This window comes from Sodalis sp. RH16, from assembly GCF_047324245.1.
Classification (GTDB): Bacteria; Pseudomonadota; Gammaproteobacteria; order Enterobacterales; family Enterobacteriaceae; genus Acerihabitans; species Acerihabitans ligni.
The window spans coordinates 4,832,927-4,856,629 of sequence record NZ_CP178737.1 but is presented as its reverse complement, the minus strand read 5'-3'; the positions used below and the strand labels follow the sequence as shown (position 1 = coordinate 4,856,629).

At 60.7% G+C, this 23,703-nt stretch carries 19 protein-coding genes and 2 pseudogenes; 18 read left to right on the top strand and 3 right to left on the bottom strand.

The features are described 5' to 3' along the window. Window positions 1–5 precede the first annotated feature (5 nt). From cobK to ACL2XJ_RS22050, 12 genes are all read left to right on the top strand, one after another. Window positions 6–794 (top strand): precorrin-6A reductase, encoded by a 789-nt coding sequence (cobK, locus tag ACL2XJ_RS22105; RefSeq protein ID WP_413724507.1) that lies wholly within the window; start codon window positions 6–8, stop codon window positions 792–794. A 3-nt stretch (window positions 795–797) separates the two neighbouring features. After that, on the top strand, window positions 798–1,586 hold the full coding sequence (gene cbiK, locus ACL2XJ_RS22100; RefSeq protein WP_413724506.1) for a sirohydrochlorin cobaltochelatase: 789 nt from the start codon (window positions 798–800) through the stop codon (window positions 1,584–1,586). Further along, window positions 1,583–2,299: a cobalt-factor II C(20)-methyltransferase gene (locus ACL2XJ_RS22095; RefSeq protein ID WP_203521361.1), complete on the top strand. Its 717-nt coding sequence runs from the start codon at window positions 1,583–1,585 to the stop codon at window positions 2,297–2,299. The genes cbiK and ACL2XJ_RS22095 overlap by 4 nt, the downstream gene beginning before the upstream one ends. A 58-nt stretch (window positions 2,300–2,357) precedes the next feature. Next, window positions 2,358–3,878, top strand: a complete 1,521-nt coding sequence (locus ACL2XJ_RS22090) for a cobyric acid synthase (protein ID WP_413724505.1) — start codon at window positions 2,358–2,360, stop codon at window positions 3,876–3,878. Then, a complete protein-coding gene (gene cobU, locus ACL2XJ_RS22085; protein ID WP_413724504.1) occupies window positions 3,875–4,444 on the top strand; it encodes a bifunctional adenosylcobinamide kinase/adenosylcobinamide-phosphate guanylyltransferase in 570 nt (189 codons plus the stop codon). The genes ACL2XJ_RS22090 and cobU overlap by 4 nt, the downstream gene beginning before the upstream one ends. 43 nt (window positions 4,445–4,487) lie before the next feature. Further along, window positions 4,488–5,237 (top strand): adenosylcobinamide-GDP ribazoletransferase, encoded by a 750-nt coding sequence (cobS, locus tag ACL2XJ_RS22080; protein WP_413726938.1) that lies wholly within the window; start codon window positions 4,488–4,490, stop codon window positions 5,235–5,237. Window positions 5,238–5,253: 16 nt separating this feature from the next. Then, on the top strand, window positions 5,254–5,853 hold the full coding sequence (locus ACL2XJ_RS22075) for an adenosylcobalamin/alpha-ribazole phosphatase (RefSeq protein WP_413724503.1): 600 nt from the start codon (window positions 5,254–5,256) through the stop codon (window positions 5,851–5,853). Between the two features lie 20 nt (window positions 5,854–5,873). After that, on the top strand, window positions 5,874–6,929 hold the full coding sequence (gene cobT / locus ACL2XJ_RS22070) for a nicotinate-nucleotide--dimethylbenzimidazole phosphoribosyltransferase (protein WP_413724502.1): 1,056 nt from the start codon (window positions 5,874–5,876) through the stop codon (window positions 6,927–6,929). 313 nt (window positions 6,930–7,242) lie between these two features. After that, a complete protein-coding gene (locus ACL2XJ_RS22065) occupies window positions 7,243–7,785 on the top strand; it encodes a winged helix-turn-helix transcriptional regulator (protein WP_132921521.1) in 543 nt (180 codons plus the stop codon). A gap of 9 nt (window positions 7,786–7,794) precedes the next feature. Next, entirely contained in the window at window positions 7,795–8,877 is a 1,083-nt protein-coding gene (locus ACL2XJ_RS22060) for an HlyD family secretion protein (protein ID WP_413724501.1), read from the top strand. A 44-nt stretch (window positions 8,878–8,921) separates the two neighbouring features. Further along, complete coding sequence (locus ACL2XJ_RS22055; RefSeq protein WP_413726937.1) at window positions 8,922–10,466, top strand: DHA2 family efflux MFS transporter permease subunit; 1,545 nt, start codon at window positions 8,922–8,924, stop codon at window positions 10,464–10,466. A gap of 200 nt (window positions 10,467–10,666) precedes the next feature. After that, window positions 10,667–11,254 (top strand): TetR/AcrR family transcriptional regulator, encoded by a 588-nt coding sequence (locus ACL2XJ_RS22050; RefSeq protein ID WP_132921524.1) that lies wholly within the window; start codon window positions 10,667–10,669, stop codon window positions 11,252–11,254. A gap of 9 nt (window positions 11,255–11,263) precedes the next feature. On the opposite strand, the gene ACL2XJ_RS22045 is transcribed toward ACL2XJ_RS22050, so the two are convergent. Then, window positions 11,264–12,457, bottom strand: a complete 1,194-nt coding sequence (locus ACL2XJ_RS22045; protein ID WP_413724500.1) for a TCR/Tet family MFS transporter — start codon at window positions 12,455–12,457, stop codon at window positions 11,264–11,266. A 138-nt stretch (window positions 12,458–12,595) separates the two neighbouring features. Here ACL2XJ_RS22045 and ACL2XJ_RS22040 point away from each other — a divergent pair, with 138 nt between their 5' ends. From ACL2XJ_RS22040 to ACL2XJ_RS22015, 6 genes and pseudogenes are all read left to right on the top strand, one after another. After that, window positions 12,596–13,234: a TetR/AcrR family transcriptional regulator gene (locus tag ACL2XJ_RS22040; protein ID WP_413724499.1), complete on the top strand. Its 639-nt coding sequence runs from the start codon at window positions 12,596–12,598 to the stop codon at window positions 13,232–13,234. Between the two features lie 22 nt (window positions 13,235–13,256). After that, a complete protein-coding gene (locus tag ACL2XJ_RS22035) occupies window positions 13,257–14,162 on the top strand; it encodes an NADP-dependent oxidoreductase (protein WP_413724498.1) in 906 nt (301 codons plus the stop codon). 141 nt (window positions 14,163–14,303) lie between these two features. Next, entirely contained in the window at window positions 14,304–15,488 is a 1,185-nt protein-coding gene (locus ACL2XJ_RS22030; protein ID WP_413724497.1) for an MFS transporter, read from the top strand. 80 nt (window positions 15,489–15,568) lie between these two features. Beyond that, on the top strand, window positions 15,569–16,900 hold the full coding sequence (locus ACL2XJ_RS22025; protein ID WP_413724496.1) for an LLM class flavin-dependent oxidoreductase: 1,332 nt from the start codon (window positions 15,569–15,571) through the stop codon (window positions 16,898–16,900). A 92-nt stretch (window positions 16,901–16,992) separates the two neighbouring features. Next, window positions 16,993–17,304, top strand: a pseudogene (locus ACL2XJ_RS22020) (helix-turn-helix domain-containing protein); the annotation flags it as partial. Between the two features lie 424 nt (window positions 17,305–17,728). Further along, a pseudogene (locus ACL2XJ_RS22015) lies at window positions 17,729–18,040 on the top strand (helix-turn-helix domain-containing protein); the annotation flags it as partial. 213 nt (window positions 18,041–18,253) lie between these two features. On the opposite strand, the gene ACL2XJ_RS22010 reads toward ACL2XJ_RS22015, so the two are convergent. Then, window positions 18,254–20,719 carry a virulence factor SrfC family protein gene (locus ACL2XJ_RS22010; protein ID WP_413724495.1) on the bottom strand — a complete coding sequence of 822 codons (2,466 nt, stop codon included), beginning with the start codon at window positions 20,717–20,719 and terminating at the stop codon, window positions 18,254–18,256. Further along, window positions 20,716–23,703 (bottom strand): virulence factor SrfB, encoded by a 2,988-nt coding sequence (locus ACL2XJ_RS22005; protein WP_413724494.1) that lies wholly within the window; start codon window positions 23,701–23,703, stop codon window positions 20,716–20,718. The genes ACL2XJ_RS22010 and ACL2XJ_RS22005 overlap by 4 nt, the downstream gene beginning before the upstream one ends.

Genomic DNA, 23,703 nt, shown 5'->3' with positions numbered 1-23,703 from the left:
GGAGAGTGAGTATCAATATCCATATTCTCGGCGGCACCTCGGACGCGCTGGCCCTATGCCGGATATTAACGCGCCGGGGCGTGCCCTACAGCCTGTCGGTGGCCACCGCCACCGGCGAGGCGCTGGCGGAGGACGTGGGGGGCGGGCGGCAGGTGGGACGGCTTGATATCGACGGTATGGCGGAGTGGCTGCGCTGCGCCCACCGGGTTATCGATGCCTCCCATCCCTATGCGGAACAGGCATCCCGCACCCTGGCCGAGGCCTGCCGGCAGCGGGGGGTGCCGCTGACCCGCTATGAAAGGCCCAGCGACATCGACGCCATTGTCCATCCCTGCCTGTTCCCGGTGGACAGCATCGAACAGGCCTGCGAACGGGCCGGGCAATTCGGGCCGCGGGTGCTGCTGACCACCGGCAGCAAGCAATTGGCGGACTACGTGCGGCTGCTGCCGGGCAAAACCCTTATCGCCCGCGTACTGCCTTTGTCCGGCATCCTCGCACAGTGCGAAGCGCTGGGACTGGGAGTCAATCAGATAGTCGCCATGACCGGCCCGTTCAGCGCCGAGCTGAACCTGGCCTTATACCGCCGCTACCGGCCGGACGTCATGATTACCAAAGAGTCGGGCCGGGAGGGAGGCTATATCGACAAGGTGCGGCCCTGCCTGGAAGAGAATATCCCCTGTGTGGTCCTCCGCCGGCCGGTCATGCACTGGCAGGATGTGATTTCCACGCCGGACGAATTTGAACGGCGCCTGGATCGGTGGCTTTGCGCCGCAGACGTCAGCCTGAAGGAATAAGCAATGAAAAAAGCGCTATTAACCGTGAGTTTCGGCACCACCTACCGCGACGCGCGCGTCCGGAATATCGACGCCTGCGAGCGGCGCCTCGCCGGGGCCTTTCCCGACCGGACCCCTTTTCGCGCCTTTACCTCCGGTATGGTGCTGCGCAAACTCGCGCAGCGTGACGGGCTTATCATCGATACGCCGGCCCAGGCGCTGGAGAGACTCTGGCAGCAGGGCTACAAGGATGTGGCGATACAATCCCTGCATATTATTCACGGCGATGAATATGAAAAGCTGGTGCGCCATGCCTCAGGCTGGGACGGCCGCTTCGAGGCCCTGTTTATCGGCGCGCCACTGCTCAATCATCAGCGGGATTATGGCCGGCTGATAGGGGCGCTGCGGGCCCAGATGCCGTCCCTGGCCGATGATGAACGGGTGGTATTCATGGGGCATGGCACCGGGCATCCGGCTTTCTCCGCTTATGCCTGCCTGGATCATATGCTGGACGCCGAGGGGATCCCGGCGCTGGTGGGGGCGGTGGAGAGTTATCCCGACCTGGATTTGGTCATTGCCCGCCTGAAAAGACAGCGGGTGCGCACTGTGCATCTGATGCCCCTGATGCTGGTGGCCGGCGATCACGCGGTCAAGGACATGGCTTCCGATGACCCTGGCTCGTGGAAAAGTCGGCTGGAACAGGCCGGCTATCACTGCCGCTGCCACCTGCAGGGGCTGGGGGAAAATCCCCTGATCCAGCAGATGTTCGTCGATCACCTGTTGGATCGTATCCCCGAGGAGACAGCCTTATGAGCGGCACTCTTTACGCCATCGGCACCGGACCGGGCGCCGCTGATCTCATCACCGTGCGCGGCGCGCGCACCCTTGGCATCCTGGATATTCTCTATGCGCCGGCGGGGCGTAAGGGCGGCGACAGCCTGTCTCTGAGTATTGTGAGCGAATATCTTTCCCACCGGGTGGAGATTAAATCCCGTCATTTTCCCATGAGCCTGAATGAGGCGGAAAAAAACGCGGCGTGGGATACGGTGGCGGAGGAGATGGCCGCCGACGCGGCGAGCGGGAAACGGGTAGGGTTTATCACCCTCGGCGACGCCATGCTTTATAGCACCTGGGTCTTCCTGCTGGCGCGCCTGCAGCACCGCGTCGCCATCGAGATTATTCCCGGCGTCACCTCTTTTGCCTGTATTGCCGCACGCGCTCAGGTGCCCCTGGCGATGGAAAACCAGTCATTGGCGGTCATGGCCTGCACAGATAACGACGAGGCGCTGGAGCAGGCGCTGCTCACCCATGATTGCGTGGTGCTGATGAAGGTCTACGGCCGCTTTGCCCGTATCCAGGCATTGCTGCGGCGGCTGGATTTGCTGGATCACGCCCTGCTGATGGCGGATGCCTCGCTGCCGCAGGAGCAGTGTTTCCGCGCCCTCGGCGACATGGCGGCGGATCGGGTGCTACCCTATTTCTCCACCGTGCTGGTGAACAAGCGCTGGCCGGCGCAAAGCGCATGAGACGTCTTGCCAAGGCGCGCAGTCGCCGGACGGTTCGGCATTTTCCCAAGGATTCATTATGACACTCTCAATCATGTTGCAAGGGACCGCGTCCGATGTGGGTAAAAGCGTGCTGGCGGCGGGATTGTGCCGGATTTTTGCCCAGGACGGCCATCGCACAGCGCCGTTCAAGGCGCAGAATATGGCGCTCAATTCCTGGATCACCCGCGACGGGGCCGAAATGGGCCGGGCGCAGGTATTCCAGGCCGAAGCGGCGGGTATCGAACCGGACGTGCGGATGAATCCGGTGCTGCTTAAACCCACCAGCGACCGGAAATCCCAGGTAATCGTCATGGGGGAGGCGCTTTGCCATATGGATGCCATGGATTACCACCAATACAAACCGCAGCTGCGTCAGCGGGTAGGGGAAGTTTACCGCAGCCTGGCGGCGGAAAACGATATTATCGTATTGGAAGGCGCGGGCAGTCCGGCGGAAATCAATCTGCGGGATCGCGATATCGTCAATATGGGCATGGCGGAACAGGCCGGCGCACCGGTGCTTCTGGTGGCGGATATTGACAAAGGCGGCGTATTCGCCGCAATCTACGGCACGCTGTCGTTGCTGCGTCCGGAAGAAAAAGCGCGGGTAAAAGGCGTGATCATCAATAAGTTCCGCGGCGACCCGGCGCTGCTGCAGCCGGGCATCACCCAGATAGAAGCCCTTACCGGCGTGCCGGTGGTGGGGGTGATGCCCTGGTTTGACGAACCGCTGGAAGACGAGGACGGCGTCGCCCTGCAGGGGGATAAATACCGCCGGGACCTGGGGCGTGATTTGGATATCGCCGTGCTGCAACTGCCCCACATCGCCAACTTTTCCGATTTTAACGCCCTGGCGGCGCAGCCCGATGTGCGGCTGCGCTATGTTAAGCGCGGTACCCCTCTTGGCGTGCCGGACCTGCTGATTATTCCCGGCAGTAAAAATACCCTCGGGGATTTGCGCTATTTGCGGGCCAACGGCATCGATGAAGAGATCCGCGGCGCCCACGACCGGTGCGTGCCGATCCTGGGCATCTGCGGCGGCTTCCAGATGCTGGGCCGGCGGGTCACCGACGGTATCGAATCCGGTTTGGAAGAAACGGAAGGGCTCGGGCTGCTGAACTGCGAAACCCATTTCGAACCGCGCAAGGTGACCACCCAGGTGGAGGCCGAGGTGCTGGCGTTGCCCGACGGGGTGTTCGCCGCCGGCGGCGGGCTTACCCTCGGCGGTTATGAAATCCACATGGGCCGGACCATTCTGGGGGCCGGGGTGCGTCCTTTCGCCTGCCTGACCCGGCAAAACGGCCGGGCGTTACGCCAGGACGACGGCGCCATCAACCAACGGGGCGATGTGGCCGGCAGCTACATCCACGGCCTGTTCGATACGCCGCAGTTCACCCGTGCACTGCTGGACGCCCTGCGGGAGCGGCGGGGGCTCAGTCCGCTGAATATGCCGGTAATGGGCTGGCAGGAGCGCAAGCAGCGCTCGTTCGACGCCCTGGCGGCGCAGATGCGCGCCCATATCGATATACCCCGTATTTATCGCATTATGGCGGACATATGATTCTTATTACCGGCGGCGCCCGCAGCGGCAAAAGCGGTCTGGCGGAAACCCTGGCGCAAAGGCAAAACGGGCCGGTGCTGTATATCGCCACCTCCCGGGTCACCGATGGGGAAATGGCGGCGCGGGTAGAGCAGCACCGGCGCCATAGGCCCGCCCACTGGCTGACCTGGGAAGGGCACCGTGATCTCCATCAGGTTATCCGCGACCATGACCCGCAGGTCACCGCGGTGCTGCTGGAGTGCGTCACTACCCTTATCACCAATCTGTTATTTGATGAGGCGGGGGAAACCCCGCCGGAAGCCATGGATTTCGACGCCATCGAACGGCATATCGCCGGCGAGATCGACCAGTTGCTGGCCGCCTGCGCCGAGGCGACATGCCGGGTTATCCTGGTCACCAACGAACTGGGCATGGGTATCGTACCGGAAAATCTGCTGGCCCGCCGGTTCCGGGATATCGCCGGACGGGTCAACCAGCGGCTGGCCGCCGCCGCCGAGGACGTCTGGCTGGTGATTTCCGGCATTCCGGTCCATATCAAGGGCGCCGGCATTCAGGGAGCGGTGTAATGAAACGATTATGCAAAAACATAGACATACCGGGGGCGGTGCAATGAAACAGCTTTTTGCCGCCATGCAGTTTCTGACGCGCCTGCCGGTGCCGGCGCGCTGGACGGCGGACCTGCCGCTCAGTTCCTATGCCCGCGGCGTCATGTGGCTACCGGTGGTGGGGCTGATGGTGGGGACCCTGTGCGCACTGGTCTTCATCCTGGCCCAGCGCCTGTTCGGCGCGCCGGCGGCGGCGTTCCTGACGGTTATGGCCAACGCCATGGTGACCGGCGCCTTTCATCTCGACGGACTGGCGGATACCTGCGACGGCATTTTCTCGGCGCGCAAACGCGAGCAGATGCTGGAGATCATGCGCGACAGCCGCATCGGCACCAACGGCGCCCTGGCGCTGATTTTTTCCGTCGGACTGCGCACCGTGGCCCTGGCCTCTCTGGCCGGGCATCCCCTCGGCGCTCTGCCCTTTATTATCGCCGCCCCGGTTATCAGCCGGGCCTTGATCACCGTACTGATGTATCGCCAGCGTTATGCCCGCGAGAACGGCCTCGGCAATGTCTATATCGGTAAAATCAGCGGTGAATCCTTCGCCCTGACCCTGCTCATCGGCATGCTGCTGACCCTGCTTATCGCCGGTCTCACCGGCGCCCTGGCGGCGCTTATCGCGGCGGCGCTGTCTTTTATCTATCGCGCCAAAATCAACCGTACCCTGGGGGGCCAGACCGGCGACACCCTTGGCTGCGGCGTCGAGCTGTTTGAATGGCTGTTTTTACTGGCCGCGCTGGGGGTCATGGCATGAACGGGGGAAGAGCGGCATGAATCTCTATCTGGTACGGCACGGCGAGACCCAGGCCAATTACGATGGGGTCTACTGCGGCCTAAGCGATCTTCCCCTGACGCAGAACGGGCGCTGGCAAGCGCAGCATGTGGCCTGGCAGCTCGCCGAGGTGCCGTTCGAGAAGATAGCCGCCAGCGCCCTGAGGCGCACCAGGGAAACGGCGAACATCCTGCGCCCGCATCTGGAGCCGCAATGTTCCCCGGAGTGGAATGAAATGGCCTTTGGCGAGTGGGAATTGCGCCACCACCACGATTTGCGCCGGGAAGACCCGGAGCGTTATCGCGCCTGGTGCGATGACTGGCGGCATACCGTTCCCCCCGGCGGGGAAGGTTTTCAGGCGTTCTCCCGCCGGGTTGTTGACGCCACCGCGCGTCTCACCGGCGAACAGGCCGGCAATATTCTGCTGGTGGCGCACCAGGGCGTGTTGAGTATTCTGCTGGCCACCTTGCTGGGACTCCCCCCCGACGCCATGTGGCACTTTCGCTTTCGTCAGAACGCCTTTAGCCAGGTCACCCTGACGGACGGATTTTGCGTATTGACATGCTTAAACGACAGCGGCCGGAAAACCGCCCCTTAACCGTTTTTTCAGGAGATATCATGAACACACTGCAACAGGTTATCGATGCCATCAGGCCGCTGGATGCCGGCGCAATGGCGGCGGCGCAGCAACGGCTGGACGGTTTGCTGAAACCTCCCGGCAGCCTTGGCCGCCTGGAGCAGCTGGCCGTGCAGCTGGCGGGCATCATGGGCCACCGTCCGCTGCAGTTTGACCGCAAACAGATCATGGTGATGATTGCCGATCACGGCGTCTATGAAGAGGGCGTCGCCATTTCGCCGCGTATCGTCACCGCTATCCAGGCGGTGAATATGGTGAAAGGCATTACCGGAGTGTGTGTGCTGGCGGCCAATGCCGGCGCGCAGGTCACGGCGGTGGATTTAGGTATTGACAGCGATCTTCCGCTGCCCGGTTTGATTGACCGGCGCATGGGCCGAGGCAGCGGCAATATCGCCGCCGGCCCGGCCATGAGCCGCGATGAAGCGGAAAAGGTCCTGGAGATCGGGGCGGCGCTGGTGTCAGAGCATGCGTCTCGGGGCGTAAGCCTGTTCGGCGTCGGCGAGCTGGGCATGGCCAATACCACGCCGGCCGCGGCGCTGGTCAGCGTTCTGGCCGGCGTCCCGGCGGGTGATGTGGTGGGGCGCGGCGCCAATCTGCCCGTAGCGCTGCTGCAACACAAAATCGACGTGGTGGAACGGGCCATCGCCGTCAATCGTCCCGACCCCCGGGACGGCGTCGACACACTGGCGAAGGTAGGCGGATATGATCTCGGCGGCATGGCCGGCGTTATGCTGGGGGCCGCCGCCGAAGGGCTACCGGTTATCCTGGACGGATTCTTGTCCTATGCCGCCGCGCTGGTGGCCTGCCGCATCGCGCCTCTGGCGCGCGCCTATCTGATTCCTTCCCACCTGTCCGCCGAAAAGGGGGCGAAAATCGCCCTGGCGCAGCTGGATCTCCGCCCCTATCTTGATCTTGAGATGCGCCTGGGTGAAGGCAGCGGCGCAGCCCTGGCCATGAACCTGGTGGATGCCGCCTGCGCCATGTACCACAACATGGGCACCCTATCGGCCAGCGAGATCGAATTGCCGGCCAAATAACGCCCATGGCGGCCCAGGCCCGCGAGCATCGCTCGTGCAATGAGCCTGTTAAAGGGAGACCGTGGCAATGGGGTCGAAGCCGCCGTCCAGCGGCGGCCGGAGTACCCCATGCCAGGGTAGGCCCGCTATCTTCCATCGTGCAACGAGCCTGTTAAAGGGAGACCGTGCCCTCACAAACCTCATTTCACCCCCCATCCCCGATAAATTTCTCGCCAATTTAAATATGACTTGCTAAATATGACTTGCATCTTGATAGTAACTTCGCCTACATTACTATCAACTTGATAGTGACTAACGACCGGAGCCGCGGCTCATGAACAAAACCGATTTCAGCGATATGCCTTGCCCCGTCGCCAAAAGTTTGGCCAGAGTCGGGGAGTGGTGGAGCATCTTAATCCTGCGTGATGCTTTCTACGGCCTTACGCGCTTTTCCGAATTCGAAACCAGCCTGAACATCGCCCCCAACATGCTGACCCGCCGGCTCAATGATCTGGTGGAAAACGGCCTGTTGGAGCGCAAACCCTGCAGCGAGACGCCGACCCGCTTCGAGTACCACCTGACGGACGCCGGCAAAGATTTCCGGCCGGTTATCTGGGCGCTGGTGGCCTGGGGCAACGCGCATTTTTCACCGGAAGGAGCGGCGTCGGTACTGGTTAACCGCCATACCGGCGTGCCGGCGCAGCCGGTTCTTATCGATGCGAATACCGGCGAAAAAATCACCTCCGAAAACTATCGGGTAGGGCCGGGGCCGGCAGCCAGCGAACAAATGCGCTACCGCATGGATTTCCTGCGTTTAAAGCAGGAAGCCGGCAATGAAAACCTGCGTTTCAACCCGCCCGCTAAAGCCGATGCTTAAGGATTATTCATGACCACTCCCCAAAACCAACCGGACGAACAGGAACGCCGTCCCAAAAAGCGCCACAGGCTGACCGTGGGATTGACGGTGGCCGGCGCGGTAATTCTTTTGGGTTATGGCTATTATTGGTGGACCCAGAGCCGCTTCGTGGAAAGCACCGACGACGCTTATGTCGGCGGCGATATCACCACCATCAGCGCCAAGGTGGCGGGGTATGTTGCCAATATTGCCGTCACCGATAATCAGGCGGTGCGGGCCGGCGAACTGCTGCTCCAACTGGACGATCGCGACTACCGGGCGGAACTGGCCAAGGCGGAAGGGGAAATAGCCGCCCAGCAGGCGGCCCTGGTGAATCTTGCCTCTACCCGCAGCCTGAAGGAAGCGCTGGTTGAGCAGGCACGGGCCACCATCGCCGGCGACGACGCGCAGATCCAGCGTACCCGCGACGATCTGGCGCGGTATAAAACATTGCAAAAGGGCGAGGCCGTCTCGGTACAAAGCCTGCAAAAAGCCGAAGCCGATTTTCGGCAAGCGGTAGCGGACGGGCAGCAGGCACAGGCGGTTTTACTGGCGGCCCAGCGCCAGCTGTCGGTTATTGACAGCCAGAAAGGACAGATACTGGCCGCCTTGGATCAAGCCACGGCCGGCCGCGATCTGGCCAGGCTGAATCTGGAATACACCCAGATCCGTTCCCCCATTAACGGCGTGGTGGGTAACCGCCGGGCCAGACTGGGGGCTTGGGCCGGGGCCGGCAGCCAATTGCTGGAAATCATCCCGGCGCGGGGGCTGTGGGTAGACGCCAATTTCAAAGAAGATCAGCTCGGGGAGATGCGGCCGGGGCAGCGCGCCACCGTGCGGGCCGATATCCAGCCGGGGCGGCTGTTTCACGGTACGGTAGCCAGCCTGGCGCCGGCCACGGGCGCTCAGTTCAGCGTCCTGCCGACGGAAAACGCCACCGGCAATTTCACCAAAATCGTCCAGCGGGTGCCGGTACGCATCACGCTGGATAAAGACGACGGCACGCTGGGACTCTTGCGGCCCGGCCTGTCGGTGACCGCCGCTATCGACAGCCGCGGCACGGAGCGTCCATGAGCGACGCCGCCCTGTCGTCCGCCGTCGCGGCGCTGCCGGCAGGCATGACGCTGCCGGGCAGGATATTCGCCTTCTCCACCATGTGCGTCGGTATGTTTATCGCCCTGCTGGATATTCAAATCGTCTCCGCCTCCCTGAAGGATATCGGCGGCGGATTATCCGCCGGCACTGATGAAACCGTCTGGGTGCAGACCGCCTACCTGATTGCCGAGATTATCGTGATCCCCCTTTCCGGCTGGCTGGCGCACGTCATGACCACCCGCTGGCTGTTCAGCGTCTCCGCCATCGGATTTACCCTCTCCAGCCTGCTGTGCGGCTGGGCCTGGAATATCCAGAGCATGATCCTGTTCCGCGCCATGCAAGGATTTCTCGGCGGCTCGATGATTCCGCTGGTCTTCACCACCGCCTTTATCTTTTTCTCCGGCAAGCAGCGGGTTTTCGCCGCCGCCACCGTCGGCGGCATTGCGTCGCTGGCCCCGACCCTGGGGCCTACGGTAGGGGGCTGGATAACCGACAACTATTCCTGGCACTGGCTGTTTTTTATCAATCTGCTGCCGGGAGCCTTTGTCGCGGTGGCGGTTCCGCTGATGGTCAGAATCGACCGGCCCAATCTCTCCCTGCTGCGGGGCGCCGATTATCCGGGCATGGTATTGATGGCCGTCAGCCTGGGCTGTTTGGAATACACTATGGAAGAGGGGCCGCGCTGGGATTGGTTCAGCGACGGCACCATTACCGCCACCGCCTGGATTTCCGCCGTAGCGGGGATACTGTTTATCTGGCGTTCACTGGCCTTTGCCCGGCCGATTGTGGATTTACGGGCGCTGAAAGAACGAAATTTCGCCCTCGGCTGCTTTTTTTCCTTTATCGCCGGCCTGGGCATCTTCGCCACCATCTACCTGACGCCGCTCTTTCTCAGCCAGGTCAGGGGATACAGCGCCCTGCAAATCGGCCTGGCGATATTTTCCACCGGCATTTTCCAGATCCTGTCCATTCCGGTGTACTCCTTTTTCGCCAACCGCGTGGATCTGCGCTGGCTGCTGATGTTCGGTCTGGCCTGTTTCGCCTTTTCCATGTGGAATTTCATGCCCATCACCCATGACTGGGGGGCGAGGGAACTGTTGATTCCTCAGGCGTTTCGCGGCATGGCGCAGCAGTTTTCCGTTGCCCCGGTGGTGACGCTCACACTCGGCAGCCTGGCTCCGGAGCGGCTGAAAATGGCCTCGGGATTATTCAACCTGATGCGCAACCTGGGGGGAGCCATCGGTATCGCCTGGTGCGCCACCTTATTGAACGATCGCACCAACCTGCATTTTTTCCGGCTGGCTGAATACCTTACCAAACCCAATGAGGGGATGAACGCGCTGCTGGACACCCTGTCCGCACGGTTTATCGGACTCGGCTATGATACGTCATCCGCCGCCACCGCCGCGCTGCAGCAGCTCTGGTCACTGACCTACCGCGAAGCGCGCACCTTGACCTTCGGCGACACGTTTATGGCCATCATGATCTGCTTTATGATTGCCACCGCCATGGTGCCGCTGATGCATAAAATCGGCAAACCCGCCGCGCCGTCCTCCGCTGCGCACTGATAACGTCTATGGCGGCCGCGGGTACCGGATAAAGCTGCCGTGGCGTTATCGTCGGCGTCCCTGCCACATAAGACCGGCCGGTTGTGACCGAATGGGCTGTCTACCCGGCCGGATGTGGCAGAACGGGCTGCCTGCTCTTGCTTAATCCGGCCGGCCGTACTTATAATCGGGCCGTATTTGTTTGCAAGAGACGTTAACCCATGGCAAAACCAAGCGTACGCGACAAGATTGTCGACGCCGCACTGGACCGGTTCCACACCCTCGGCTTCAGCGCATGCAGCGTGCAGGATATCGTGGATACCGCCGGGGTGCCGAAAGGTTCGTTTTATAATTATTTTAAAGCCAAAGAGTTGCTGGCCCTTGAGGTTCTCAGCATCTACGGCAAGGATTGCAATCGACAGATACTTTCCGACACCGCTTTGCCCCCCATCGATCGATTACGCGGCCATTTCGAATTTATGGCCGCCCATTACGCCGAGTTCGGCTATGAAAAAGGGTGCTTAATCGCCAATCTCGCCGCCGAAATGTCCGATAATACCCCGCTATTACGCCAGGCCATCGGCCAGTCATTGGAAAAATGGACCGCGCAAGTGGCCGCTACCCTGCATGAAGGGCAACTGGACGGCAGTATCGTTCCTACTCTCGACGCGGAAAAAATGGCCCGGTTTCTCATCAACAGCTGGGAAGGGGCGGTGGTGCGCATGAAAATCGTCCGCTGCCGGCAGCCGCTGGAAGATTTCTTCGCCGTGGCCTTTCCGCTGCTGCTGACCCGGCCGGCGGCATCCTGATACCACGCGTTATAGCGTTGGGACCGCTGCCGGCTTCTTAAAGCGCAAGCCGAGCACGAGGGGCACAATGACAGCGTAAACGACGACGACCGATAGCCAGATCGCGCCGGGCCATTGTTCCCTGACGGTAAAATAGATGCTTGCGAACGCCAGTGGGCACAGGATCGAGGCCAGGCTCACGGCCGATGCCAGCACGCCCTGAAACTGGCCTTGCCGGCTCTCATCAACCTGTCGGGTCGCCAGGGATTGCAGGGCCGGCGCGCCAATGCCGCCGAGGGCGAATAGCGGCATGATAGCGAAAATTATCCAGCTCTCGGTGGCGAAGGCCATGACTATCAGGGCGATGCACGTGCTGGCGACGCCGGTCAAAATGGCCGCGCGTTCCCCCAGCAGCTTCACCGTAGGGCCGGGTAGGAACGCCTGGGCAAGCGTCTGGCAGACACCGAAGGCGCCGAGTGAAAGGCCGATCCAACGTCCGTTCCACTGAAAGGTGTCGCTCCCCCATAGAGCCCAGCAGGTACCGTAGACTTCGCCGGTGGCGCTGAACATGAAAAAGATGATGGCGACGGGCAACAGGCTTTTTTCCGAGAACACCCAACGCAGCGGCCGCAGAGGGTTCAGCGCCGCCAGATTGATTTTCTCCCTGGTAGGCGTGCGCGATTCCGGCAGCATGAATATTGCCAGCAGGAGATTACAGGCGTTCACCGCCGCCGCCGCAATAAAGGGCAGCCGCAGCCAATAGTCGCCGAGGACGCCGCCGAGGACCGGACCGATGATGAAGCCTATGCCGAACATAGCGTTGAAAAGGCCAAAGCGGCGCGCGCGCTTATCCTCGGAGGAAATATCGGTGATGTAAGCGGTCGCCACAGAGATGTTGGCACTCGTCAGGCCGGCAATGGCGCGGCCAAGCAGCAGCATCCAGAGATGGGGCGCAAAGGCCAGTACCAGATAGTTGACGGCCGCGCCGGCCAGCGAGATCAGGAGCACCGGGCGCCGGCCGAGCCGGTCGCTGAGCGAACCGAGCACCGGTGCGAAAATGAACTGCATCACCGCATAAAGGGCCGTCATAATGCCAATGTAGAGCGCCACGTTTTCAGCGTGAGTCACGCTCTGCAGCAGCGAAGGCAAAATCGGAAAGATAAGGCCGATGCCGACGGCATCCAAGACAATGGTCGTGAAAATAACGATAAGCGGTTTGTTCATAGCGATCCTGGATCGATGGGAGAATGCGGCGCCGCTGGTGAGCCCCCTGACAGAAATATCAACTTGTTCTCCTATAGGTATTTTAATATACTTGATACCAATTTATACTGAGTATAAAAATATGCCATCAGGAGCACCATGTCAATGCCATCCGACCGTCGATCCCGCAAGCGCCTCGCCACACGACAGGGTATCTCCATTGTCGCCACGCGTCTTTTCCTTGAGCGGGGCTTTGATCATGTGACGGTAGACGAAATCGCGGCAGCCGCCGACGTCGGAAGAATGACGGTATTCAATCACTTTCCCCGCAAGGAAGACATGTTCTTTGATCGCGACGAAGAGGGCCGCGAAATCCTGCGCGACGCGTTGCGCCAGCGCGATCGTAGCGTCACTCCCATCGAGACGTTACGACTGCTCGCGCATCGGCTGGTCGCGGAACAGAGCCCTTTGGTCAGGTTTACCGCCGCAGGTCAAGGTTTCATCGAAACCATCGAGGGCAGCGAAATCCTTAAGGGCCGGGCCAGGGCGATACGTGACGAGCTCGCGCAAGAGGTTACGGCTGCGCTATCCGAATGCGCAGGGCGGGAATCTACCGACTCCGACGCCCGGTTGGCGGCCGGCCTGCTCTTGGCGACGTGGACCGTGGCCTTTATCCAGGCTCATCGGACCTTTCGACGGGAGCGGGATACAGCGCAAGCTACAGCCGTCTTTCTCGCCATTATTGATCAGGGCACCGCCGGCGTGAAAGCGGCAATGTCAGGCACGCCCTACGCCTGAGCAGGCAACTTAGGAGTTTTTCATGAAAGCAGTCCAATTTAGTGAATATGGCGGTCCCGAGGTTCTGCGGGTGGTGGACGCGGTTGAGCCCCATGCAGGTCCAGGACAGGTGCGGATTGCCGTCCGGGCTGCCGGGGTCAATCCTTCGGACGGGTTGAAGATTCGGGTCGGCCGCTGGCGGGACAGGCCGATTCCGCTTCCTTCCGGTGTCGGGGTTGAGGGGGCAGGCATAGTGGATGAAGTGGGCGCGGGCGTCATAGACGTTGCCATTGGCGACGCCGTCTTCGGCTACGGTATCAACACGATGGCGCAATACGCGGTGCTGACACACTGGGCCCGCAAGCCCGACTGCCTGCCGTTCGACGCGGCGGCGGGGTTCCCGGTGATCGTCGAAACGGCGACGCGCATTCTCGCCCAGGTCGGAATAAAGCCCGGCGAGACGCTTTTGGTGAACGGCGCGGCCGGCGGCGTTGGCTCCGCAACGATCCAGCTCGCGCGTTACCACGGCATTACCGTGATAGGGACTGCGAGCGCCCCTAAGCATGATTACCTGCGCGGGCTCGGCGCCATCCCGACCACCTATGGGCCGGGTCTCGTTGAACGGGTGGGGAAACTTGCGCCCACCGGCGTCAATGCCGCCCTTGATCTCGCGGGATCGGGCGTTATACCGACGCTTATCGCCCTGGTGGGAGACCCTTCCCGCGTCCTCTCCATCGCCGATTTTACCGCGCCGCAATACGGCGCACAGGGATCTTTCGCGGCCCAGAAAAATCCTGAGCGGGTCTTGGCCGAGGCAGGGCGGCTTTATTCGGCAGGGGCTTTCCGCGTGGCCCTGGAAAAAACGTTCCCGCTCACACAGGCCGCAGAGGCGTACACACTTAGCGCCGCGGGGCATGTCACGGGCAAAATCGTGATAACCCTACCTTAAATACCCTCGCTATTCCCGATCATGAAAAATAATACGGTCGGTCATATTTTTATTGACGATAATAATACGCACATCCATACTGATTATCCTTATTCACATATTTTTAACCCTGCCGGATATCTTGGCATGACGGGAAGGATAATGATGCTTGGACAACGGGCCAGTTTTTGGGTCGCGGCGGCGGTTGTGGCGCATACCATATGGACCAGTGCGGCCCCGGCGATGACATACCCGCTGTATGCCGTCGAGTGGGGGCTGAATACCACCCAGACCGCCGCCATTTTCGCCATTTATCCCATCGTCGTGGTGGGCATGCTCATCTGTTTCGGCGATATATCCGATTATATCGGGCGCCGTACCACCATGCTGCTCGGCTTGGCCGCATCATTCCTGGGGGTCATGCTGTTTGCCGTCGCCCCGGATTTGTTATGGATTTACATTGGCCGTGGGTTTATGGGCATCGGCGTCGGCCTCTCGGCCGGACCGGCCACGGCGGCCATGATTGAATTTAGCGCGGCCGGCCAGGCCAAAAAGGCCAGCGCCATCACCACGGTAGCGCAGTCCGCCGGACTGGCCCTGGCCACCCTTATCGGCGGGGCGCTTATCGAATACGCTCCGTTGCCCACCCGGCTGAATTTCTGGCTGTTACTGGTGATTATCGCCCTGATTTTCGGCGCCGCCTGGTTTTTACCCCGGCACACCAGCGCTGAGGCGAAGGGACGTTGGCGGCCGAAAACCCCCGCCATCCCCCGCGAACTGCTGCCGGTGTTTATCTCATCGGCGGCGGCGGTGTCCAGCGCTTATGCCATCGGCGCCCTGGGCTTGTCCCTGGGGGCGCAGATTGCCCGCGACCTGATAGGCTCCGGCAATGTCCTGTTGAACGGCGCCACCCTCGCTGTATTCGCCTTCTCTTCCGGCGCAACCGGGCTGGTGGCCAAAGGCCTGGCGTCCCGCCCGGCCATTACTCTGGGCGTGGTGGCTTCCGCCAGCGGTATGGGCCTGCTGGCCTGGTCCGTGGCGGAACACTCCCTGGCGATATTTATGGCTTTCCTGATGATGGCGGGTATGGCGTACTGTCTTATGTTCATGGGCGGGCTGGGTCTTATCAATATGTACGCGCCCACCCATCATCGCGGCGGAACGCTTTCGGCCCTTTATCTGGTGGCGTATTTGGTGCAGGGCGGTTTCGCGCTGACGCTGGGTTCGGTGGCCGCCCATTGGAGCCTGGCCACGGCCATTGACGTGGGCGCCGTCGTTATTTTGCTGGTCAGTCTGTTCGGCGTTTTTTCCGTGCTGCTCGGCGCCCGGACGCGGGCGCTGGCCTGACGGTTCGGACAGACGGTCAGCTAACCCCAGGGTTTATCGCTGGCAATTGTTAACTAAGGCCCGTGAACAGAGGTGATGTTATGGATTCATCCCGTCAATTACATCTGGGCGCCTTCATGCGCCCGGTGAGTATTCATACCGGCGCGTGGCGTTATCCCGGCGCGTATCCCGACGCCAATTTCAATTTCCGCCACCTGCGGGACTTCGCCCTGCGATTGGAAGCGGCCAAATTCGACGCCTTTTTCATGGCCGATCATCTCGCGGTGCTGAACATGCCGCCGGACGCCTTGAAACGCAGCCATACCGTCACCTCGTTTGAACCTTTTACCCTGCTGTCCGCACTGGCTGGAGCCACGGAAAAAATCGGCCTGGTGGCCACGGCCTCCACCACCTTTGACGAGCCTTTCCATATCGCGCGCCGTTTCGCTTCCCTGGATCATCTCAGCGGTGGCCGGGCGGGCTGGAATATCGTCACCACCGCCAATCCCGACGCCGCGTTGAACTTCGGCTATGAAAGCCAGATGGATCACGACGCGCGCTATGAGCGCGCCCGGGAATTTTATGATGTGGTAACCGGGTTATGGGACAGTTTCGCCGACGATGCCTTTTTATGGGACGTGGAGCAGGGTATTGTTTTTGATCCCCGGCGCATGCACGTGTTAAATCACAAAGGCGAGTCTTTTTCGGTGCGCGGCCCGCTGAATATCGCCCGGCCGGTACAGGGCTGGCCGGTTATCGTCCAGGCCGGCGCGTCCGAAGCCGGGCGCCGGCTGGCGGCCCAAACCGCTGAGGTGATATTCGGCGCCGAAGCGTCATTAACCGGCGGCAAGGCATTCTATGCCGATATCCATCACCGGATGGCGGCGCTCGGCCGCGATCCCCGCTCGCTAAAAATCCTCCCGGCCGCCTTTGTGGTGGTGGGGGATACGGTGGCCGATGCCCAGGCAAAACGCGCCCATTTGGACAGCCTGGTGCATTACGACAGCGGTATCGGCTCGCTGAACGGTATGCTGGATTATGATGTCTCCGGCTATGATCCGGACGGCCCGCTGCCGGATATTCCTGCCACCAATACCAGCAAGAGCCAGCAGCAGCGCATCCTCGATCTCGCCCGCGCAGAGCACCTGACTATTCGCCAACTGGCGCAAAAAGCCGGCAGCTATGCCGGGCTGGCATTTGTCGGCACCCCGCAGACCATTGCCGATGAGATGGAGCAATGGCTGACGGAGGAGGGGTCAGACGGCTTTAACGTTATGTTCCCCTACTTGCCGGGAGGGTTGGAGGACATGGTGGAGCAAGTGGTGCCGGAACTGCAGCGGCGCGGTATTTTCCGCCGGGATTATACCGGCACGACCCTGCGGGATCACCTCGGATTAGCGCGTCCGGAAAACGCGTTTTTTCAGCAGAAGTGAAAATATTATCGTTCGTTAATAAAAAGAAGTTGACTATCAATACGACCGGTCATATTGTTACTACATCATTATCTTTTGCGGAGAAAATCGCGATGAATCAGGACGTCATAATTCGAGACTTACAGGACTGGCTGGAAAATAATCTGGATAAGTCCTTATCGTTGGATGAAGTCGCCGCAAGATCGGGTTATTCAAAATGGCATTTGCAGCGGATGTTCCGCAGCGTTACCGGCAATGCTTTGGGCTCCTATATCCGCACCCGACGCCTTTCACGGGCGGCGACCGAGCTTGGCCGGCAGGATCAGAGCATCCTGGATATCGCATTGCAAAGCGGCTTTGATTCCCAGCAGTCCTTCAGCCGGGCCTTTAAGCGGCAGTTCAGCCAGACCCCCGGCGCCTACCGGTCGCAGATGGCTTACCCTAGCTATCCCTATGGTGAATATGCCGACGGCAGATATGCGGACAAGAAGGCCAAGAACAAGATTGGCAGTCGGGAACCGCAGCCGGTGTGGTAACCATAGGCGCTTAGATAATCTGGAAATTACAAATTTTCTGATACACATTTTTTAACCCGAAAAACATGGCATGACAGGGACAGCAATGATACTTGGACAACGGAGCAAGGGGTGCCGGAACTGCAGCGGCGCGGTATTTTCCGCCGGCCTTATACCGGCACGACCCTGCGGCATCACCTCGGATTTGCGCGTCCGGGAAACGCGTTTTCTCAGCAGATGTGAAAATATTATCGTTCGTTAATAAAAAGAAGTTGACTATCAATACGACCGGTCATATTGTTACTACATCATTATCTTTTGCGGAGAAATCGCGATGAATCAGGACGTCATAATTCGAGACTTACAGGACTGGCTGGAAAATAATCTGGATAAGTCCTTATCGTTGGATGAAGTCGCCGCAAGATCGGGTTACTCAAAATGGCATTTGCAGCGGATGTTCCGCAGCGTTACCGGCAATGCTTTGGGCTCCTATATCCGCACCCGACGCCTTTCACGGGCGGCGACCGAGCTTGGCCGGCAGGATCAGAGCATCCTGGATATCGCATTGCAAAGCGGCTTTGATTCCCAGCAGTCCTTCAGCCGGGCCTTTAAGCGGCAGTTCAGCCAGACCCCCGGCGCCTACCGGTCGCAGATGGCTTACCCTAGCTATCCCTATGGTGAATATGCCGACGGCAGATATGCGGACAAGAAGGCCAAGAACAAGATTGGCAGTCGGGAACCGCAGCCGGTGTGGTAACAGCCGGCCTATTGATAACCTGCAAACCATAGATTCATTTATATTATAGAAGGACGGCGCGGGTGCGCCGCCCTTGTCTGTGGTAGTCCGGCGTCCTGCGGGCTAACCGGCCATGCCGTCCAGTATTCTAGCCAGTTGGGTCCGCTGTTCATCGGTTAATTCGGCGCCGCTGGAAAATCCCGCGTTTTGGATAATCATTTCCTTTAATCCCACCAGCCAGTCGTAAATATAAAAAGCGGTGATATTGGCAGGGGTGGGGGCCAGTTTGGTCAGACGACGGGAGGCATCCCAGCTTACCGCCTGTTTTTCCGGCCGGGCGAAAATCTTGTGGCCGCGGTTAACGCGGCTTTCGGGGCGCAGCGCTTCGTCAGTTTGCGGGAACCCCAGCCAGGCGACAAAATCTCCCAGCACGGTGAGCGCTTTGGTCACCTGGCGGTCGGCCCGGCTTTCCGGCGGCAGGTCCGCCGAATCGGCTTCGTTCAAGCGGGCATATAGCAGTCCGGGAATATCCAGCCGGACGCTGGCGATAATGAATTCCTCCGCCAGTCGTTCCAGCGTGACTTTATCGACGCCCAGCAGGGACGTCAATCTATTGTTTTCCGACAGGCCCCGCAGGTGGTTGACCCAATAACGGTACAGGCCGCGGGCGTATTCCCGTTCATCACTCGCGGCGGCGGCCGGATAGCCGGTCAACGCGTCGCCGGCAACAGATGCTCCCGCGTCCGCCACCGGACCCTCGCTGAACAGATCGATTTCAAAACCGATGCCGTAAGGCGCGGCGCTGTCCGCTGAGGCGTTTATTTCGCCGTGGGCCGCCAGAGTGACGTTGTCACGCTGGCGCGACTGCTGTGAATAAAATCGGTACAACGCCTGCCGTGGGGGCAGTAGCTGTTTTAGCAATTCACCGTGCATGCCGGCGCGGGTTTGCAGCGTTTTCAGCAGCATATCGGCCACCCGCTCCTTGTCCGCCGGGTGCTCGGCCCCTTCGGGACGATACCAGCCGGCCAGCAGATTATGCCGCAGATCCCGCTGCAGTTCCCGCAAGCCTTCGGCAATGCGTTCTTGTCTGATATCCCTGTTCAGCTCCGCCGCCAGGTGGGCCGCCATTCGCTTTATGCCCCGTTCGTCCATCGCCAGCACCGTGCCCCAGCTGTCGCCGGGGTTGCCCACATAGCGCTGTACCGCCTCGTCGCAGTTTTGCCCCTGGGTCACCCGCTGGTCGAATTCGCTTAATGCCCAGACAAGCCCCGGCTTATGGCGGCCGCGCAGACGCGCATTTTCCCCCTGGGTCTGCTTGACCCAGTACTCCAGCGTCCGGCCGACAATCTTGGCATCTCGCCGGTCGCCCGCCGCGGTACAAACCAGCAGCAGATGGTTTTGCTGGCGATCGGCATAGCGTTCAAGCAGACAAAGGCTTTTGGCGCGGACAATGGCATCGGCAAACGGCGCCAGCAGCGTTCCCGGCGGCAGCAGGCGATCCCGCGCCGCGCCGGCGTCCAGGCTGCCGCCATAGCCGGGGAAATCCACCATATCTACCTCATCGAACACGCCTTCACGGGGGGATGCTTGCAGCGGTATCAGCAGCTCGGCGGTTAAGAAGCTCAATTCCGCCAACGACAATTCCACCGGCTTGGCTGCGCCGGACCCGGAAACCGGGCGGACCGGAATCGCCGCATCCTCCGGCGTGCCCAGGCCGGTAAACGCCATGGCGTCAAGGAGAGCATCCGCCGGCAGGCGGGTATCGTCCACCAGCACCGAACGCGGCGCCAGGACCCTAACGGCGCCGGCCAGGGGGGCCAGTGCATGGGCCAGGCGGCGGTAGGCCTCGGTCAGTTCGGGAATGTCGTCCCATAGTACCGAAAACAGCCGGGCGCGATCGTCAACCGCCAGATAAGGACACAATTCTACCGCCGCCGGCCAGAAGCGGGACGCTAATCGCTGTTGGCGGCGACGGTCGTGGCGGGATAGAAAATCCCACAGCGCGATGACCCCGTCGCCGCTAATGCCCGCCGCCGGCTCAGCCTGGCGATGCAATGAGAGAACCTGCAAACGATCGGCTATCTCCCCATCCTCCGGCACGGGCCGGGAGAGACCGGGGCGTGAGTCAAGCAGGAAGGCCAGGGTCAAGATTTTGAGAATATCTGCTTCATCAAGCAGCTGAAGCTGTACTGGAAATGCCTCATCCCGCGGCGCCGGTTGCCGGCTGAAACGAATAGCCGGCCCGGCGGACTGATGATCCGGATTGATGTGGGCGGCGAAATCCAGGGTTTCCCCCGCCAGGGCCGTTTCCAGCCGATGGTTTCCGCCGGCGGCCAGCGCCGAGATGAGCAGCGTTTTTCCCGCCTGGGAACGGCCGAAAAAGCCGATGGCGGGTCGGTGGGAATAGCCGTCCCGCCAGCCCTCGGCCTGGTTGTGGGCGCGACGCAGTTGAATCAGTAGACGATCCGCCTCCATATCCAGCCTGGGCGCGTTCCGGCGGGCCTGCTGCAGCCAATCGCACAGCCCGTCGATGCTTTGCAGCGTGGTATCAATGGGGTCCGGCAGAACGTGGAGAAGGGATGGATTCATAGCTTAAATACGCTCCCGCTGTCGATCCAATAAGAAGTGGTGCCTGAACCATTGCCGGCCAGGGTATTGAGGGTAAGGCGCAAATGATGGGCGGGAACACGATGTCCGTCGTCCAGTATCGCTTCCCCGATGGCGAAACGCTCCGGGCCGGACGGCGTTCCGCCCCCGGTAACCTTCAGCCTGACGTGCAGCGCATTGCCGCCGGCTACCCGCCGCGCCAGATCGGGGTCGGCAATGGACAGTGTATACAGGGGCGAAGCCGGCCAGCGGTCGTTGTCAAGCTGACGGAAACCCAGGCACACAGCGCCCCGCAGGGTAAATCCGCCTTTGGGATCCAGTGCAAAGTCAGGGGCATCAAGATCGATATCGCGGTAATGCACGTTTTCGTCCGCCAGGGCACGATTGCCGTCCAGCGTACCCAGATAACGCAGCGTGGAATAGGGCTGGAAATCCCCGGCGTTAAAATAAAAACCCGGCAGGCGCAGATTGAGCGCCAGCAGACAAAGCATCGCGCCTACCGCGGCAGTGGATTTCGGATTGTCGATATGACCGTCGGTGTTAAACGGATACCAATCGCTGGTGTGATAACCGTCCAGTGGGAGGATGCGGTTGATGGGCAGTGGCTGCAGATGCCTGAACAGGGCCTGGATGCCGGGAAAACGGGACGGACGTCCGGTAAGCAGCAATATATCGCAGGAATACAGCGACACCACTTCCGTCAGTGAACGCAGATGCCGGGTTATGGACAGCCGGTTGGATAAAAAGTCCCCGTGCAGCTTTTGCAGACTGACCACCAGAGGGGCGCGCAATATATCGAATGAGCCGTTCCCGGCGCGCAGCTCTCCCCTGATTTCGTTATGAATGTAATCCAGAACACCGGACGTGGGCCGCTGTGCCAGCTGTTCGCCGAAGGTTGTCTCGATTTCGGCGCTGCCGTCCAGCGGGTCGAAACCCTCATAGGCTGCCAGGATAGAACGCCCCACCGGCATGAAAATTTGCAATGTCGCCTGCTGGCGCAGCGCGGAGTGGCCGTCGTTTCGCCCCTGGTCGCCGAACAACCGGGCCATAAGAGACTCCGGATCGGCCGCGCCGGCCTGCTTCAGGGCGCTTTGCAGCGCCGGCAGCACATAAAGCCGCAGTACATCCAGCAGGATATCGTCGCCGGCCACCTTAAACCCTTCCCTAAACAACAACTGCGGACTGATTTTGGCATTGCCGCGGCCTTTCTCCAGCAACCGGTAATCGGTGATGGCCAAATCAGTGGTGCCGCCGCCGATGTCTATTGACGCGATACGCAGGGTTTTACCCGCCGGCACGCCTTCGGACGGCGCTTTATCCGGCCTCGCCATGCTGGAGAAAAACGCCTCGGTGCGGCCGGCGAAGTTCACCCGGGCCTCGTTATAGAGATATACCATCTGCCCGCAGGTGGCCTCATCCCACTCCATCTGGACCTCAGGCACCGGCATCCGGCTTTGCTGTCGCTGGCCGGGGGTGGAAAAATCATCGTCCGCCGGATGCCAGCCCATGGCTTTCCATACCAAACCGATAGCCTCATTCATCCGGCGACGGAAAATTTCCCGCTCCGGTTTCGGCAGCGCCGAGGGCAGGGTTAAAATAATGGTTCGCAGCCGGCGCGGCGCGGCGGAATGCGGCATTTTGAGCCGCTGCGCCGCGCTGTTGATTTGCATCAGCGCCTGAGCCAGCAGTTCGGTGAGCATAAAGGTCATTAACGAACTGCGGCTATAATGGGGGGAGAAAACCGGCAGACGTTCATCGGGGGGCAGGCCGTACAGCGGCTGACCCTCATCATTCACCAGCACCGTCAGCGGCATGGCGACGGCGGGCGGCTCAAGGGGGGCGTTAGGCAGCCCGCCGCCAAAGCGCCATCCCGGAGCATAGCTCTCCTCATCCCATAAGTAGCGGCGGGGGCTGGATAGTCCGGTGGCGCCGTCGGTGCCCCGGCGCATGATGGCCATACGGGCGGCTTCCCGGCCCACCCGTGTGATGGACGGCCAGACAAATGCGTCGTGCCGCCCGCTCTCCACGGAATAATTTTGCTTGCCGAAGACAGCCTGGGCGAACTCCACCCGGCTTTCGAACAGTTCATTATAGAGACAATGCGGCCGGCTTAAATCGCGTAGGTGCAGTTCATAGACGTTTTTTAAGCCGTCCACTTCCTCGGGATGATCCTCCACCAGGATGCCGCAGGTATGGGAGTTGCCCACATCCAGGATCAGATCTACGCTGACGGCCGGTTCCTGCAGCGTTTCGGCGCTGAGCTTTATTTCCGGCACGGTTAATTGACTGCCCAGCATATGCAGTATGTTCAGGTAATGCGCCTGGTACTCGAAGGTCCGCAGGGCCAGGCCTATCTCACCGCTGCTGCGCTGTTCCAGCGACCCCGCCCGCTGGCTGAAAACCTCCCGCAGCCAGCCGTCCACCCAGGTTTGATCGAGAAATTCGCCCAATTCATTATTGCGGTAGGCCAGGGCGAAACCGAGTCCGGTCTTGCCATCGCTTTCATTAGGGGCCAGCCCTTCGTTGCCCTGGTCCTCGGCATAGACTTTGGTATCGAAGGCCATACTGACCCGGTGGGTATTGCCGTGTTGATCCGGTGCGTCCAACGCGATGATTTGCACCCGCGCCCAGTTATCCGGTCCCCCCAGAAAAGTGCGCGGCGGGTTGAAGCGGAAAAAGGGCAGCGGCAGCCAAAGTTTATCCAACAGCGTTAATGACTGTTGCAGCGAAAAGCTGAATTCGGGTTTTACCACCTCCGGCGCCGTGCCCGCCGGTCCGGGCAGCAGGTATTTGCCGGTCTGTTCGTTATAGGTTAGACGCAGCAACGGACCGTTGACGCTTTGCCGTACGAACTTGGCCGGACTGTCGCCGTCAACGGCCGGTTTCAGGGCAAAATCCAGAAACTGGATACCGCTGTTCTGAATAAGCGCAATTTTCTGTTTATAGTCTGTGATGGAAGCCAGCAT

What these genes read in the sequence shown, in the direction of transcription:
- cbiK (WP_413724506.1), top strand. Translation starts at nt 798, where the DNA reads ATGAAAAAAGCGCTATTAACCGTGAGTTTCGGCACCACCTACCGCGAC.
- ACL2XJ_RS22095 (WP_203521361.1), top strand. Translation starts at nt 1,583, where the DNA reads ATGAGCGGCACTCTTTACGCCATCGGCACCGGACCGGGCGCCGCTGAT.
- ACL2XJ_RS22090 (WP_413724505.1), top strand. Translation starts at nt 2,358, where the DNA reads ATGACACTCTCAATCATGTTGCAAGGGACCGCGTCCGATGTGGGTAAA.
- cobU (WP_413724504.1), top strand. Translation starts at nt 3,875, where the DNA reads ATGATTCTTATTACCGGCGGCGCCCGCAGCGGCAAAAGCGGTCTGGCG.
- cobS (WP_413726938.1), top strand. Translation starts at nt 4,488, where the DNA reads ATGAAACAGCTTTTTGCCGCCATGCAGTTTCTGACGCGCCTGCCGGTG.
- ACL2XJ_RS22075 (WP_413724503.1), top strand. Translation starts at nt 5,254, where the DNA reads ATGAATCTCTATCTGGTACGGCACGGCGAGACCCAGGCCAATTACGAT.
- cobT (WP_413724502.1), top strand. Translation starts at nt 5,874, where the DNA reads ATGAACACACTGCAACAGGTTATCGATGCCATCAGGCCGCTGGATGCC.
- ACL2XJ_RS22065 (WP_132921521.1), top strand. Translation starts at nt 7,243, where the DNA reads ATGAACAAAACCGATTTCAGCGATATGCCTTGCCCCGTCGCCAAAAGT.
- ACL2XJ_RS22060 (WP_413724501.1), top strand. Translation starts at nt 7,795, where the DNA reads ATGACCACTCCCCAAAACCAACCGGACGAACAGGAACGCCGTCCCAAA.
- ACL2XJ_RS22055 (WP_413726937.1), top strand. Translation starts at nt 8,922, where the DNA reads ATGACGCTGCCGGGCAGGATATTCGCCTTCTCCACCATGTGCGTCGGT.
- ACL2XJ_RS22050 (WP_132921524.1), top strand. Translation starts at nt 10,667, where the DNA reads ATGGCAAAACCAAGCGTACGCGACAAGATTGTCGACGCCGCACTGGAC.
- ACL2XJ_RS22045 (WP_413724500.1), bottom strand. Translation starts at nt 12,457, where the DNA reads ATGAACAAACCGCTTATCGTTATTTTCACGACCATTGTCTTGGATGCC.
- ACL2XJ_RS22040 (WP_413724499.1), top strand. Translation starts at nt 12,596, where the DNA reads ATGTCAATGCCATCCGACCGTCGATCCCGCAAGCGCCTCGCCACACGA.
- ACL2XJ_RS22035 (WP_413724498.1), top strand. Translation starts at nt 13,257, where the DNA reads ATGAAAGCAGTCCAATTTAGTGAATATGGCGGTCCCGAGGTTCTGCGG.
- ACL2XJ_RS22030 (WP_413724497.1), top strand. Translation starts at nt 14,304, where the DNA reads ATGATGCTTGGACAACGGGCCAGTTTTTGGGTCGCGGCGGCGGTTGTG.
- ACL2XJ_RS22025 (WP_413724496.1), top strand. Translation starts at nt 15,569, where the DNA reads ATGGATTCATCCCGTCAATTACATCTGGGCGCCTTCATGCGCCCGGTG.
- ACL2XJ_RS22010 (WP_413724495.1), bottom strand. Translation starts at nt 20,719, where the DNA reads ATGAATCCATCCCTTCTCCACGTTCTGCCGGACCCCATTGATACCACG.
- ACL2XJ_RS22005 (WP_413724494.1), bottom strand. Translation starts at nt 23,703, where the DNA reads ATGCTGGCTTCCATCACAGACTATAAACAGAAAATTGCGCTTATTCAG.